Here is a 14,089-nt window from a genome sequence, read left to right on the forward strand (position 1 = left end):
CAATACTCGTTCGTGCTGATCGATACGCTGCGTGCATGGATGTCGACCTCCGGCAGCTGCGGGCGTTCCTCGCCGTCGCAGACGAGCTGCACTTCGGGCGGGCGGCCGAGCGCCTCCGCATCGCGCAACCCGCGCTCTCGCAGCAGATCCGGCGGACCGAGCGCGACCTCGGCGTCGACCTGTTCGTGCGGACGTCGCGGAGCGTCGCGCTGACCGCAGCGGGGCGCGTGCTCCAAGGCCGTGCACGGTCGCTGCTCGACCAGGCACAGCGGGACCTCGACGAGGTCGTCCGCGTCGGGCGCGGGGAGGCCGGACGGCTCGACGTGGGGTTCGTCGTCTCGGCGCTGCCGCTCGGGCCGATCGAGCGTGTCCAGGCCTTCCGGCAGCGGTTCCCGCTCGTCCGCGTCGAGCTGACGGAGGGCTACTCGTCGACGCTCCTCGCCCGGATCGTCCGCGGCGAGCTCGACCTGGCGGTCCTGCGCGACCCCGACCCGGACCCGGCCGTGCGCTTCCTGCCGTTCCGGACCGAGCGGTTCGTCGCGGCGGTCCCGCGCGGACACCGGCTCGCGGACCGGGCGGCGATCCGGGGCACCGAGCTGGTCGACGACCCGTTCGTGTTCTTCCCCGCGGTGGCCGGTGCGGTCGCGACCGAGCGCAACCTCGCACCCGTGGTCGCCGGCGGACGACGGCCGGAGGTCGTGCAGGAGGCGACGACCTGGGCGACCGTGCTGCACCTCGTCGGTGCGGGGCTCGGCGTGACGATCGCCCCGGAGAGCGCGACGCTCGCGGCACCCGACTCCGTCGTCCTGCTCCCGCTGCAGGACGACCCGCACCGCAGCGAACTGGTGTGGGCGGTCCGGGCCGACGACGACCGCGAGATCCTCCGGAACTTCATCGCCGCGACCGGGTCCTGACCGCGCGCCAGACGCTCGCGGCGCAGGACGTGCTCAGCCGAGCGGCAGCACCGGAGCGCGCTGGTCGCCGAGCTCGTCCTCGCGCCAGGGTCGGGTACCGCGCAGCGCCAGCCCGAGCTGCACGAGCACGAACGCCACGTGCGGCTCGACGTCCGGGTCCCACGCGCCCTCGACCCCCAGGCCGAGCGCGGCGAGCTCGTCGTCGGCCTCGTCGCGGATGCTGAGGCTCCAGCGGCCGTCGCCCTGCTCCTCGACGACGGCCCAGCGAGCGGTGTCGAACCGGCTCACGCGGTCTTCGCGACGTCCTCGGTGAAGTTGCGCACGCGCCCGAGCAGCGCGTCGCCCCGCATCTTGATCGTGGCGGGTGGGTTGAGGTGCGGCGGTGCCGTGCGGATGAGCATCGAGCAGCCGAGGTCCTCACAGATGTACGACCCGATGGTGTTGCCGTTCCGGCCCGACTCGCCGGCGCGGGCGGCGGAGAACAGGCGGACCTGCGTCGCAGGCTGCGGGGAGTGGCAGAACGAGCACATCGCGGCGATGCCCGGGCGGAGCGAGCCCCCGGCGGACCGGACGACGATGCCCACCGGGCGGTCGTCGATCCAGGACACGATGTAGCCGCGGCGGGCGGCCTGCGGGTCGCGCCAGCCGAGGAACTCGCGCTCGTCCCACAGCATCTCGTGCAGGCCGGGGATGGGGAGCTGCTCGAGCTCGTCCGGGGTGGCGTTCACGAACGACGAACGGATGTCTGCTTCGGTCAGTGGCTTCACGGTGCCTGCAACCCTATGCCTCACCGCCGACGTGCGCGCGGCGGTCGTCAGCCCAGCCGGGAGGCGCGGATCGCCCCGAGCGCGCTCGTCCCGTCCGCCACGAGCACCGCTCGGCGCAGGGCGTCGCGTCCGACGCGTCGGGCCGCCGCGTCGTCGGCCGCGAACTCGACGAGCACGCGCGTCGAGCGCGCCATGGCGCGCGCGCCGGGCACCCACGGGACCGCACGCTCGATCGACTCGGCGACCGCGACGGCGACCGCGTGGCGCTGGGTCAGGTGCGCGCGCTCGTGGGCGACCACGGCCTCCAGTTCGTCGGTCCGCAGCAGGTCCGCGAGCCCGGTGCTGACGAGCACGCCGCCCGCGCGACCAGGCACCGCGCAGGCGAGCGCGTGGTCCGCCTCGACGAGCGCGACGGGGGTGCCGTCGATCTCGCGGTGCGGCGCGGCCCCGGACCGCATCGCCTGCCGGACCGCCTCGTGCTCGGCACCGGGACGGACGCGGACCGCGACGACGAACGCGGCCACGCCGAGGAGCGCGACGCCGAGGTTCAGGCCGTGCGTCGGGGACTCGGCGAGCCGGAAGGGGTCGAGCGGGCGGTCGGCCACGACGACGAGGGCGACCCCGACCACGAAGCCGACCACGCCGAGCACGACCGCGACGGACCACGAGGCGAGCGCCGTCCGGGGCCGGTCGATCGTCCAGGCGGACCGGGTCAGGACGCGCGGGGCGACCACCACGACGACGAGGGCGAGGGCGATGAGGGCGACTCCGGCGACGACCACTGCTCGGTTCCGGTCAGGAGCGGGCTCGGGCGTCGAGGGCGCGGCGCAGGACGTCGAGGTCGTCCGAGGCGAGCGACCCGGTGAACTGCAGCAGTGCTGCCTCGCGGTCCGACGCGGCGGCGAGCGCGCTCGACATGAGCGAGGCGGTCTGCTGCTCGCGGCTGTGCACGGCGCGGAAGGTCAGCGGGGCGTCGTCGTGCTCGCGCCGTTCGACCTGGCCCTTGCGGCCGAGGCGGTCGAGCACGGTGAGCACGGTGGTCAGCGCCGGGCGCGGCTCCGGGAAGGCGTCGAGGACCTGCCGCGCGGTGCACCCGGAGTCGTCGCCGCCGTCCGCCGCGGCGCGCAGGGTCTCGAGGACGGCCTGTTCGAGCTGCCCGCGGGGGCGCGATCGCTGTCCTGCCATCCCCGCATTCTACGAGACGTCGAACGCCCGGCCGCGACACATGCCCGAAACGCGGGATCGGTATGCTCGTCGCAGCACAACTCAACACCGGCCGATCACCCGCCGCGGGAGAGCCGAGCGCACGCGCACGGCACCGAAGGAGCAACCTCCCCGTCAATCTCTCAGGTCCCACACCGCAGCGGACAGGCCACTCTGAAAAGCAGGCACGCGTCCCCGCCCGGGCGTCCGCGGTGTCTCGCCCACGGTGAAAGCCGCCGGACCTCACGGGCCGCGGTGAAACTCTCAGGCCCATGACAGAGGGGGAGTTCCCACCCGACGACGTCCGTCGGGTCCTGCCGATGCCAGGAGAACTCCGTCATGCGTTCCTCCCCACTCGAGTCCGCGCACGAGGCCGCGGGCGCCACCTTCACCGACTTCGCCGGCTACCGCATGCCCGTGCGGTACTCGTCCGACCTCGCCGAGCACCACGCGGTGCGCACGGCTGCCGGGGTCTTCGACCTGTCGCACATGGCCGAGGTCGGCGTCAGCGGCCCCGACGCCGTGGCGTTCCTCGACCACGCGCTCGCCGGGTCCTTCGGCGCGATGCCGGTCGGCCGCGCGAAGTACTCGCTCCTGCTGGCCGAGGACGGCGGGATCCTCGACGACCTCGTCGTCTACCGCACGGGGGAGGACGTCTTCCTCGTCGTCGCGAACGCCGCGAACCGGGCCGTCGCCGTCGACGCCCTGACCGCACGCGCCGCGGGCCTCGACGTCGTCGTGTCGGACGACTCCGACAGCACCGCCCTCGTGGCGATCCAGGGTCCGGCCGCAGCGGGCACGCTCGACGCGCTGGTCGTGGCCGACCGGCTGCAGCCCGAGACCCCGCTGGACGAGCTCCGCTACTACCGGGTCCTGCACGCGCTGTTCGACGGCGCCGAGGTGCTCGTCGCGCGCACCGGCTACACGGGCGAGGACGGCTTCGAGATCTACAGCGACACCGACGTCGCGACCGTGATCTGGGACGCGCTGCTCGAGACCGGCGCGGACCGCGGCGTGGTGCCCGCCGGACTCGCCGCCCGCGACACCCTGCGGCTCGAGGCCGGCATGCCGCTCTACGGGCACGAGCTCGACGCCACCGTCCGTCCGGCACAGGCCGGACTCGGTCGGGTCGTCGCCACCTCGGGCTCGTTCGTCGGGGACGCCGGCGTGCAGCCCGCGGAGGACGCCCGCGTGCTCGTCGGCCTCGTGACCGAGGGACGCCGTGCGCCGCGCGCCGGGTACGACGTGGTGCACGACGGGCAGGTCGTCGGCACCGTCACCTCCGGGGCGCTCTCGCCGACGCTGGGACACCCCGTCGCCATGGCCTTCGTCGACCCGGCCGTGGCCGGCGAGGGACAGCTCCTGCACATCGACGTCCGCGGGACCGCGATCCCCAGCATCGTCACCCCGTTCCCCTTCTACCGTCGCACTCCGAGAGGCTGACACCGTGACCGACCAGACCGCACTCCAGTACACCGCCGACCACGAGTGGATCCTCGTCGAGGGCGACACCGTCACCGTCGGCATCACCGACCACGCCGCCGAGCAGCTCGGTGACGTCGTCTACGTCGAGCTGCCCGCCGTGGGCACCGCGACGACCGCCGGCGAGCAGATCGGCGAGATCGAGTCGACCAAGAGCGTCGGCGAGCTCTTCGCCCCGATCGAGGGCGAGGTGGTCGCGATCAACGACGCCGTCGTCGATGCCCCCGACACCGTCAACCAGGACCCGTTCGGTGCCGGCTGGCTCGTCAAGCTCAAGGTCGACGGCACCTCCTTCCCCGAGGACCTGATGGACCACGACGCGTACCGGGCGTCGATCGCATGACCCGGGCACAGGAGAACCTCCAGACGTCCTTCGCCGACCGGCACATCGGCACGACGGCCGCCGACCAGCAGGTCATGCTCGACGCGGTCGGACAGCCCTCGCTCGACGCCCTCGTCCGCGCGGCGATCCCCGAGTCGATCCACGCCGCTCCGGCCGAGCGCTCGACGATCCCCGCCGCCGTCGGCGAGACCGAGGCGCTCGCCGAGCTCCGCACGAAGGCCGGCCGCAACACCGTCCGTCGCGCGATGATCGGCCTCGGGTACCACGGCACCCACACGCCCGCGGTGATCCAGCGGAACGTGCTCGAGAACCCGAGCTGGTACACGGCCTACACGCCGTACCAGCCGGAGATCTCGCAGGGCCGCCTCGAAGCGCTCATCAACTTCCAGACGATGGTGTCCGACCTCACCGGCATGGCCACCGCGGGTGCATCGATGCTCGACGAGGGTACCGCCGTGGTCGAGGGCATGCTGCTCGCCCGGCGCGCGTCGAAGGTCAAGGGCGACGCGTTCCTCGTGGACGCCGACCTCCTGCCGCAGACCCGTGCCCTGCTCGACCACCGCGCCGACGCCGTGGGCATCGCCCTGCGCGGGTTCGACCCCGTCGAGGGTCCGTCGGACGAGCAGCTCGAGGGTGCGTTCGGCGTCGTCCTGCAGTACCCGGGCGCCTCCGGCCGGATCGTCGACCCGTCCCGCACGATCGAGCGCGTGCACGCCGGCGGCGGCATCGCCGTCGTCGCCGCCGACCTCCTCGCGATGACGCTCCTCGCCAGCCCGGGCGACCTCGGCGCCGACGTCGCCGTCGGCACGAGCCAGCGCTTCGGCGTCCCGCTCGGCTTCGGCGGCCCGCACGCCGGGTACCTCGCCGTCCGTGCCGGACTCGAGCGCCAGCTCCCCGGTCGCCTGGTCGGGGTGTCCTTCGACGCCGACGGGCAGATGGCCTACCGCCTCAGCCTGCAGACCCGCGAGCAGCACATCCGTCGCGAGAAGGCGACGAGCAACATCTGCACCGCGCAGGTGCTCCTCGCCGTGATGGCGTCGATGTACGCCGTCTACCACGGGCCCGAGGGGCTGCGCTTCATCGCCGACCGGGTCGCCCGGACGACGTCGGCGCTCGCCGGGGTGGCCCGTGACGCCGGGTTCGAGGTGGTGCACGAGCACTGGTTCGACACGCTCACCCTGCGTGCTGCCGGACGTGCCGCGTCGGTGGTGGACGCCGCGCGCGACGCCGGGTACCTGCTCCACCTGGTCGACGCCGACACCGTGCAGCTCTCGGTGGACGAGACGACCACGCCGGACGACGTGAGCGCGCTCGCCCACGTGTTCGGGGTCGTGGACGCGACCGTCCCGGGGGCGGAGGCCGCCGTGCGGGACGCGGCCACGGGCCTCCCGTCCGACCTGCTGCGGAGCAGCGAGTACCTGACGCACCCCGTGTTCAGCGCGCACCGCAGCGAGACCCGCATGATGCGGTACCTCAAGCACCTCGCCGACAAGGACTACGCGCTCGACCGCGGCATGATCCCGCTCGGCAGCTGCACGATGAAGCTCAACGCGGCGACCGAGATGGCCGCGGTCACCTGGCCGGAGTTCGCGAACGTGCACCCGTTCGCGCCCCGGTCGGACGTCGAGGGCTACCTCGACATGATCGGCGACCTCGAGACCTGGCTGGCCGAGGTCACCGGGTACGACACCGTCTCGCTGCAGCCGAACGCCGGCAGCCAGGGCGAGCTCGCGGGGCTGCTCGCCATCCGCGGGTACCACCGCTCGCGCGGTGATGTCGACCGGACGGTCTGCCTCATCCCGTCGAGCGCGCACGGCACGAACGCCGCGTCGGCCGTCCTCGCCGGCATGCGGGTCGTCGTCGTGGCGTGCGACGAGGACGGCAACGTCGACCTCGCCGACCTCCGCGCCAAGACGGCCGCCCACGCGGAGACCCTCGCGGCGCTGATGATCACGTACCCGTCGACGCACGGGGTGTACGAGCACGACGTCCGTGAGGTCTGCGACGCCGTGCACGAGGCCGGCGGCCAGGTGTACGTCGACGGCGCGAACCTCAACGCCCTGCTCGGGCACGCCCGCTTCGGTGACTTCGGCGGCGACGTGTCGCACCTCAACCTGCACAAGACCTTCTGCATCCCGCACGGCGGCGGCGGCCCGGGCGTCGGACCCGTCGCGGCGAAGGCACACCTCGCGCCGTTCCTGCCGGGGCACGCGATGGCGCAGCAGGCGGACCGACGCCCGGGCTCGTCGGCCGACGGCACCGACGGCCGCCTCGCCCACGCCGGTGGCCCGGTCTCCGCAGCGCCGTACGGCAGCCCGAGCATCCTGCCGATCACGTGGACCTACGTCCGCATGATGGGACTCGAGGGGCTCACGCGCGCGACCGAGGCCGCGGTGCTCGGCGCGAACTACATCGCCTCGCGGCTCCGTGACGCGTTCCCCGTGCTCTACACGGGGGAGTCGGGGCTCGTCGCCCACGAGTGCATCCTCGACCTGCGTCCGCTGCGCGAGACGTCGGGCATCACCGTGGACGACGTCGCCAAGCGCCTCGTCGACTACGGGTTCCACGCGCCGACCATGTCGTTCCCGGTCGCCGGCACCCTCATGGTGGAGCCGACCGAGAGCGAGGACCTCGCCGAGCTCGACCGGTTCGTCGACGCCATGCTGGCGATCCGCGCCGAGGCGGCGGCGGTCGAGCGGGGGGAGTGGCCGGCGGACGACAACCCGCTCGTGCACGCCCCGCACACGGCGGCGTCCGCGATCTCGGGGGAGTGGACGCACCCCTACACGCGGGAGCAGGCGGTCTACCCGGTCCCGGGCATCAGCGCCCGGAAGTACTGGCCCCCGGTGCGTCGGATCGACCAGGCGTACGGCGACCGCAACCTGGTGTGCGCGTGCCCGCCGATCGAGGCCTTCGCCTGATCGACGTCACGCGACGGCGGAGACGTCGTCGAACGCGTAGCGTGTGCCCCGTCCGGTGATCCGGGCGGGGCACACCCGTCTCCGTGGCCGGGAGTGGATGGGAGCGCTCCAGCTCCGGGCGAGGGCTGCTCGTCTTGCACACGGTGTGCGCTCGTGCAACATGTTCGATGCGGAAGCAACAAACCCGCACGGCCCCGGCGCGAGCGCCCGAATCTTGCATCCTCTCGCAACGATCCTGCAACTTGGTTTCCGGTTTGTAACCGATGGTCGCTGGGTTTGGTCGGGGGTCCTGGCACTGCCTACAGTGCAAGGACAAGCGCGCCCGGCAGCACCTCTGTGCCTGGCGCGTCCCATGCACCAGGAGGAACCTTGATCAAGAAGCGCGCTGGGCTCTCTGCCCTCGCCGTGCTCGGGGCCACAGCAATCGCCCTGACCGGCTGCTCCAGCAACGGCAGCAGCAACGGCGGTGACTCGGGCTCGACCAACGCGTCGGGCATCGTCACCACGAACGGCTCCGAGCCCCAGAACCCGCTCATCCCCTCGAACTCCACCGAGACCGGTGGCGGCAAGATCATCACGTCGATCTTCGAGGGTCTCGTCTCCTACGACGCCGACGGCAAGCCGGTGAACGAGGTCGCGAAGAGCATCACCACCGATGACTCGAAGACCTACGACATCAAGCTCAACACCGGCTACACCTTCACCAACGGTGAGAAGGTCACGGCGGAGTCCTTCACGAAGGCGTGGAACTGGGCGGCGCAGAAGTCGAACGCGCAGGGCGCGAGCTACTTCTTCGAGAACATCGAGGGCTACGACGCCGACAAGGACTCGGAGCTCACCGGCCTCAAGGTCGTCGGCGACGACGAGTTCACCGTCGCGCTGAAGTCGGCGCAGTCGGACTTCCCGCTGTCGCTCGGCTACTCGGCCTTCATGCCGCTGCCGTCGTCGTTCTACGACGACACCAAGGCGTTCGGTGAGAACCCGATCGGCAACGGCCCGTACAAGCTCGACGGCAAGGGTGCGTGGACGCACAACCAGTCGATCAAGCTCGTCACGAACTCGGACTACGCGGGCAAGCGCAAGCCGAAGAACGGTGGTCTCACGATCACGTTCTACACCTCGCAGGACACCGCCTACGCGGACGTGCAGGGCGGCAACCTCGACGTCCTCGACGCGATCCCGGACAGCGCCTTCCAGACCTACAAGTCGGACTTCCCCGACTCGAACGTCAACCAGGCCGCGGCGATCTTCCAGGGCTTCTACCTGCCCTACTACCTGAAGCACTGGAGCGGCGACGAGGGCAAGCTCCGTCGTGAGGCCCTGTCGATGGCGGTCAACCGCAAGCAGATCACCGACAAGATCTTCGACGGCACGCGCACTCCGGCCAAGGACTTCACCTCCCCGGTGATCTCCGGCTGGAACGGCGACCTCGAGGGCTCGGACGTGCTCGAGTACAACCCCGACGAGGCCAAGAAGCTCTGGGCCGAGGCGAACAAGATCTCGCCGTACGACGAGACCCTCTCGATCGCCTACAACGCGGACGGCGGCCACGAGGCCTGGGTGACCGCGGTCACCAACTCGATCTCCAATACGCTCGGCATCAAGGCCGAGGGTAAGGCGATCCCGACGTTCCAGGAAGCCCTGGACGCGCAGACGCAGGACAAGCTCACGGGCGGTAGCCGCACCGGTTGGCAGGCCGACTACCCGTCGCTGTACAACTTCCTCGGCCCGACCATGGGTGAGGGTTCGTCGAGCAACTACGCGCGCTACGACTCGACCGAGTACAACGACCTGCTCGCGAAGGGCCGTTCGGCCGCCACCGTCGAAGAGGGCAACAAGATCTTCGACCAGGCCCAGGAGCTGCTCTTCAAGGACCTGCCCGAGATCCCGCTCTGGTACTCCAACGTCACCGGCGTCTGGTCGGCCGACAACGTGAAGAACGTCAAGTTCGGTTGGGACTCCGTGCCGCTGTACTACGACATCGAGGTCACCAAGTAACACCGGTCTCCCTGCGGTCGAACACCGCGGAGACCCACCGCGAGCAGGTATCCTGCTCCGCGGCCACCGGACGGGGGTCCGGAGACCACACGGTCTCCGGGCCCCCGTACCTCGGCGGCAACACCACCCCCACCACCGCGGGCGCCGCCGCCCGCACCGGACACCCGTGCCGACCCGCGAGCCGTCCACCCCTTCACGACATGAACCTGAACGACACGCGCCCCGCGCAGGACCGAGCGATCTGATGCTCTGGTACCTCGGCAAGCGCCTCCTGCAGCTCATCCCCGTCTTCTTCGGGGCCACGTTCCTCATCTACTTCATGGTCTTCTCGCTGCCCGGCGACCCGATCGCCGCGCTGTTCGGCGACCGCCAGCCGTCGCCGCAGGTGATCGAGCAGCTCCGGCAGCAGTACAACCTGGACAAGCCGTTCCTGGTGCAGTACCTGCTGTGGATCGGCGGCGTGTTCCGCGGCGACCTCGGTGTCACCTACTCGGGCCTGCCGGTGTCGCAGCAGCTCGCGTCGGCGTTCCCGATCACCGCGCGCCTCGCGCTCCTCTCCCTGCTGTTCGAGGCCGTCGCCGGCATCGTCGTCGGCGTCATCGCGGGTCTGCGCAAGGGCAAGTGGTTCGACACCACCGCCCTCGTCGTCTCGCTGCTGCTCATCTCGGTCCCGACCTTCGTCGTCGGCTTCCTGCTGCAGTACGTCTTCGGCATCCAGCTCGGACTGTTCCGCGTCACCGTCTCCGGTCAGGCGCCGTGGTCGGAGCTCGTGCTCCCCGCGATCGTGCTCGCGACGGTCTCGTTCGCGTACATCGTCCGGCTCACGCGTGCGAGCGTCGCCGAGAACATGAACGCGGACTTCGTCCGGACCGCCACCGCGAAGGGCCTGCCCCGTCGCCGTGTGGTCGGCGTGCACATCTTCCGCAACTCGCTCATCCCCGTGGTGACCTACCTCGGTGTCGACATCGGCAACCTGATGGTCGGTGCGGTCGTGACCGAGGGCATCTTCAACATCAACGGCGTCGGCGGTACGGTCTTCCGCGCCGTCAAGCTCGGCGAGGGCCCCACGGTCGTCTCGTTCGTCGCCGTGATGGTCATCATCTTCATGCTCGCCAACCTCCTGGTCGACCTGCTCTACGCCGTCCTGGACCCGAGGATCCGCTATGCCAAGTAACGCCGAACCCCGCTCCGTGACGCACTACGTGGCGCCGATCGAGGAGACGCCGCTGCAGGCGGTGGACCAGGTCGACGAGACGGAGAAGACCCGGTCGACCTGGACCGACGCGTGGGAGTCCATGCGCGGCCGACCGACGTTCTGGATCTCCTCGGTCCTCATCCTGCTCGTGCTCGTCGTCGCGATCTTCCCCGGGCTGTTCACCCACGTGGACCCGCGCGCGGCGAACCTCGACTTCAGCGACGAGGGTGCCCGTCCGGGTCACCCGCTCGGGTACAACCGCCAGGGCTACGACGTGTACGCCCGTGTCATCTGGGGTGCGCGCAGCTCGGTCATCGTCGGCCTCGTCGCCACGATCCTGGTGTCGCTCGTCGGCATCATCATCGGCGCCCTCGCCGGCTTCTACGGCGGCTGGCTCGACACGATCGTCTCCCGTATCGGCGACATCTTCTTCTCGATCCCGACCATCCTCGGCGCGATCGTGATCATGTCGGTCATCCCGGCGCGCAACGCGATCACGGTGGCCCTCGTGCTCGCCGCGTTCGCGTGGCCGCAGATCGCCCGCATCATGCGCGGCGCCGTGCTCAGCGCGAAGCAGTCCGACTACGTCACCGCCTCCGCGGCGCTCGGCGTCAGCCGCTTCACCACGCTGGTCCGCCACGTGATCCCGAACGCGATCGCACCGGTCATCGTCATCGCGACGGTGTCGCTCGGTTCGTTCATCGTCGCCGAGGCAACCCTGTCGTTCCTCGGCATCGGGCTGCCGCCGTCGGCGCTCAGCTGGGGCCTCGACATCGGCACCGCGCAGACGTCGATCCGCACCAACCCGTCGACGATCTTCTGGCCGTCCGCCGCCCTGTCCATCACCGTGCTCGCGTTCCTGCTCCTCGGCGACGTGGTCCGCGACGCGCTCGACCCGAAGGCGAGGGCCCGTCGATGACCGAGACGCTCACCGATCCCACCACCCGTCGTCCGGCCGGTTCCGGCGCGCCGCTGCTCGAGGTCTCCGGCCTGCAGGTCGGGTTCCGCACCCAGAGCGGTCTCGTGCAGGCCGTCCGCGGCGTCGACTTCACCCTCGAGCAGGGCGAGCGCCTGGCGATCGTCGGCGAGTCCGGTTCGGGCAAGTCGACCAGCGCGCAGGCGATCATCAAGCTGCTCGCCGGCACCGGCGAGGTCACCGGCGGGTCGATCAAGTTCAACGGGCGCGAGCTCGTCGGGCTGTCCGACAAGGAGATGGCCGGCATCCGCGGGAAGGAGATCGGCTACGTCCCGCAGGACCCGATGTCGAACCTCAACCCGCTGTGGTCGATCGGCTTCCAGGTCGAGGAGGCCATCAAGGCCAACGGCATGGCCACCGGCAAGCACGCGATCCGCGCCCGCGCGGTCGAGGTGCTGCAGGAGGCCGGCCTCGGCGACGCCGCCACCCGGCTCAAGCAGTTCCCGCACGAGTTCTCCGGCGGCATGCGGCAGCGCGTGCTCATCGGCATCGGTCTGTCGAGCCGCCCACAGCTGCTCATCGCCGACGAGCCGACCTCGGCACTCGACGTCACCGTGCAGCGGATCATCCTCGACCACCTCGAGACGCTGACCCGCGACTTCGGGACCTCGGTCCTGTTCATCACGCACGACCTCGGCCTCGCCGCCGAGCGCGCCGAGAAGCTCGTCGTGATGTACAAGGGGCAGGTCGTCGAGTCGGGTCCGTCCAAGGAGATCCTGGCGAAGCCGCAGCACCCGTACACGCAGCGCCTCGTCGCCGCGGCCCCCTCGCTCGCGAGCCGCCGCATCCAGTCGAAGGTGCAGCACCAGCGGGTCGACATCGCGGACGCCGGCAGCGAGGACGACGAGCTCATCGCCCGCGCCCAGGAGCGGGAGCACCACCCGAAGCAGGACCTCATCGTGGTGAAGAACCTCCAGAAGGTCTACAAGCTCCGCGGCAAGAACCTGCAGTCCCGTGAGCTGAAGGCCGTCGACGACGTGTCCTTCGCGATCCCGAAGGGCACCACCACGGCGCTCGTCGGGGAGTCGGGTTCGGGCAAGTCGACCGTCGCGAAGCTCGTGCTGCAGCTCGAGTCGATCACGAGCGGGTCGGTCACCTTCGACGGCATCGACATCGGCGCGCTGAAGGGGAAGGACCTCTTCGACTTCCGCCGCCGCGTGCAGCCGGTGTTCCAGGACCCGTACGGCTCGCTGGACCCGATGTACAACGTCGGGAACACGATCGCGGAGCCCCTCGCCACGCACAAGGTCGGCGACAAGGCGAGCCGCCGGGCCCGCGTGCTCGAGCTCCTCGACCAGGTCGCCCTGCCGAAGTCGATGGTGAACCGCTACCCGAACGAGCTGTCCGGTGGCCAGCGGCAGCGCATCGCCGTGGCCCGTGCACTCGCGCTGAAGCCCGAGGTCATCGTGCTCGACGAGGCGGTCTCCGCGCTCGACGTGCTCGTGCAGGGGCAGATCCTCGACCTGCTGACCGAGCTGCAGACCGAGCTCGACCTCACCTACCTCTTCATCACGCACGACCTCGCCGTCGTCCGCCTCGTCGCGGACAACGTCTGCGTCATGCGCAAGGGGCAGATCGTCGAGAAGGCGACGACCGACGAGGTCTTCGCCTCCCCGCAGGAGCAGTACACGAAGGACCTGCTCGCCGCGATCCCGGGTGCCGGGTTCGAGTTCGGGCGCTGATCCGTCTGGGCACCACCGAGGCCGGACGTACCGTCCTCCGCGCAGGTCGCGGGGGAGCGGTCACGTCCGGCCTCGTCGCCGTCCTGGCCCTGCTGCTGCTCGTCGACGCGGGTGTGCGCGGGAGCTGGGACGTCGTGCTCGCCGCGGTCGGCCCACTCGCGGTGCTGCTCTGGGCGCTCTGGGTCCTGACGTACCGGCCGTCGATCCGACTCGACGACGACGCACTCACCGTCGTCAACCCGCTCCGCGTCACGCGCGTGCCGTGGGGCGAGGTCGCCGACGTCCGGCTGCGGTGGCAGATCGTGGTCGAGACGACCGACGGTCGGAAGGTCGCGTGCTGGGGCGGGCCGTCGCTGCCGCGCCCGAAGCCGGCGCGGCGGGGCGAGCCCCGGACGCTCCCGCAGCCCGACGAGATGCGGGTGCTGCTCGACCGCTGGGCGGCTCGGCGCGATGCGGGAGCCGTCGGCGGTGCGGTGCACCGCGGGTGGGACCGCGAGGCCCTGCTCGTCGGGGCGGGGGCCCTCGCCCTGCTCGCCGTCTCGCTGCTGAGCGTCGCCCTGCGCTGACCGCGCCGCGCTGACGGCGACCACTCGCCGGACGGGAGGCGC

Annotated in this window: 13 protein-coding genes and 1 riboswitch; of the genes, 9 read left to right on the top strand and 4 right to left on the bottom strand. The window is 71.1% G+C overall.

Annotation, left to right across the window (positions count from 1 at the left end; genetic code table 11):
- Positions 1–35: 35 nt before the first annotated feature.
- A complete protein-coding gene (locus H7A69_RS10845; protein ID WP_182047030.1) occupies positions 36–914 on the top strand; it encodes a LysR substrate-binding domain-containing protein in 879 nt (292 codons plus the stop codon).
- A gap of 33 nt (positions 915–947) precedes the next feature.
- Here H7A69_RS10845 and H7A69_RS10850 read toward each other — a convergent pair whose 3' ends face one another.
- The 4 genes from H7A69_RS10850 to H7A69_RS10865 are packed head-to-tail and all read right to left on the bottom strand — an operon-like array spanning position 948 to position 2,866.
- Positions 948–1,202, bottom strand: coding sequence for a hypothetical protein (locus tag H7A69_RS10850; protein WP_182047031.1), 255 nt, complete (start codon positions 1,200–1,202; stop codon positions 948–950).
- Positions 1,199–1,681 (bottom strand): FBP domain-containing protein, encoded by a 483-nt coding sequence (locus tag H7A69_RS10855; protein ID WP_182047032.1) that lies wholly within the window; start codon positions 1,679–1,681, stop codon positions 1,199–1,201. The genes H7A69_RS10850 and H7A69_RS10855 overlap by 4 nt, the downstream gene beginning before the upstream one ends.
- A 47-nt stretch (positions 1,682–1,728) precedes the next feature.
- Positions 1,729–2,463, bottom strand: a complete 735-nt coding sequence (locus tag H7A69_RS10860) for a M56 family metallopeptidase (RefSeq protein WP_182047033.1) — start codon at positions 2,461–2,463, stop codon at positions 1,729–1,731.
- Between the two features lie 13 nt (positions 2,464–2,476).
- Positions 2,477–2,866 (bottom strand): BlaI/MecI/CopY family transcriptional regulator, encoded by a 390-nt coding sequence (locus H7A69_RS10865; RefSeq protein ID WP_182047034.1) that lies wholly within the window; start codon positions 2,864–2,866, stop codon positions 2,477–2,479.
- 95 nt (positions 2,867–2,961) lie between these two features.
- Positions 2,962–3,052, top strand: a riboswitch (glycine riboswitch).
- A 171-nt stretch (positions 3,053–3,223) separates the two neighbouring features.
- Here H7A69_RS10865 and gcvT point away from each other — a divergent pair.
- The 8 genes from gcvT to H7A69_RS10905 all read left to right on the top strand — a co-directional run bounded on the left by gcvT (position 3,224) and on the right by H7A69_RS10905 (position 14,047).
- Complete coding sequence (gene gcvT, locus H7A69_RS10870) at positions 3,224–4,327, top strand: glycine cleavage system aminomethyltransferase GcvT (protein WP_182047035.1); 1,104 nt, start codon at positions 3,224–3,226, stop codon at positions 4,325–4,327.
- Positions 4,328–4,331: 4 nt separating this feature from the next.
- Entirely contained in the window at positions 4,332–4,709 is a 378-nt protein-coding gene (gcvH, locus tag H7A69_RS10875; protein WP_069711655.1) for a glycine cleavage system protein GcvH, read from the top strand.
- Positions 4,706–7,630, top strand: coding sequence for an aminomethyl-transferring glycine dehydrogenase (gcvP, locus tag H7A69_RS10880; RefSeq protein ID WP_182047036.1), 2,925 nt, complete (start codon positions 4,706–4,708; stop codon positions 7,628–7,630). Before gcvH ends, gcvP begins: the two co-directional genes overlap by 4 nt.
- A gap of 369 nt (positions 7,631–7,999) precedes the next feature.
- Positions 8,000–9,628 (top strand): ABC transporter substrate-binding protein, encoded by a 1,629-nt coding sequence (locus H7A69_RS10885; protein ID WP_182047037.1) that lies wholly within the window; start codon positions 8,000–8,002, stop codon positions 9,626–9,628.
- Positions 9,629–9,872: 244 nt separating this feature from the next.
- Positions 9,873–10,802 carry an ABC transporter permease gene (locus tag H7A69_RS10890; RefSeq protein WP_182047038.1) on the top strand — a complete coding sequence of 310 codons (930 nt, stop codon included), beginning with the start codon at positions 9,873–9,875 and terminating at the stop codon, positions 10,800–10,802.
- The gene (locus tag H7A69_RS10895) at positions 10,792–11,742 is read left to right on the top strand and encodes an ABC transporter permease (RefSeq protein ID WP_182047039.1); all 951 of its coding nucleotides are present in this window, start codon (positions 10,792–10,794) and stop codon (positions 11,740–11,742) included. The genes H7A69_RS10890 and H7A69_RS10895 overlap by 11 nt, the downstream gene beginning before the upstream one ends.
- On the top strand, positions 11,739–13,481 hold the full coding sequence (locus H7A69_RS10900; RefSeq protein WP_182047040.1) for a dipeptide ABC transporter ATP-binding protein: 1,743 nt from the start codon (positions 11,739–11,741) through the stop codon (positions 13,479–13,481). Before H7A69_RS10895 ends, H7A69_RS10900 begins: the two co-directional genes overlap by 4 nt.
- 113 nt (positions 13,482–13,594) lie before the next feature.
- Positions 13,595–14,047: a PH domain-containing protein gene (locus H7A69_RS10905; protein ID WP_182047041.1), complete on the top strand. Its 453-nt coding sequence runs from the start codon at positions 13,595–13,597 to the stop codon at positions 14,045–14,047.
- Positions 14,048–14,089: the final 42 nt, after the last annotated feature.

It is taken from the genome of Curtobacterium sp. ME26, assembly GCF_903970945.1.
GTDB classification, from domain to species: Bacteria; Actinomycetota; Actinomycetes; order Actinomycetales; family Microbacteriaceae; genus Curtobacterium; species Curtobacterium citri.

Bases quoted from the DNA above. Each gene is read 5' to 3' on its own strand.
- H7A69_RS10845 (WP_182047030.1), top strand. From the start codon at position 36: ATGGATGTCGACCTCCGGCAGCTGCGGGCGTTCCTCGCCGTCGCAGAC.
- H7A69_RS10865 (WP_182047034.1), bottom strand. From the start codon at position 2,866: ATGGCAGGACAGCGATCGCGCCCCCGCGGGCAGCTCGAACAGGCCGTC.
- gcvT (WP_182047035.1), top strand. From the start codon at position 3,224: ATGCGTTCCTCCCCACTCGAGTCCGCGCACGAGGCCGCGGGCGCCACC.
- gcvP (WP_182047036.1), top strand. From the start codon at position 4,706: ATGACCCGGGCACAGGAGAACCTCCAGACGTCCTTCGCCGACCGGCAC.
- H7A69_RS10890 (WP_182047038.1), top strand. From the start codon at position 9,873: ATGCTCTGGTACCTCGGCAAGCGCCTCCTGCAGCTCATCCCCGTCTTC.
- H7A69_RS10895 (WP_182047039.1), top strand. From the start codon at position 10,792: ATGCCAAGTAACGCCGAACCCCGCTCCGTGACGCACTACGTGGCGCCG.
- H7A69_RS10900 (WP_182047040.1), top strand. From the start codon at position 11,739: ATGACCGAGACGCTCACCGATCCCACCACCCGTCGTCCGGCCGGTTCC.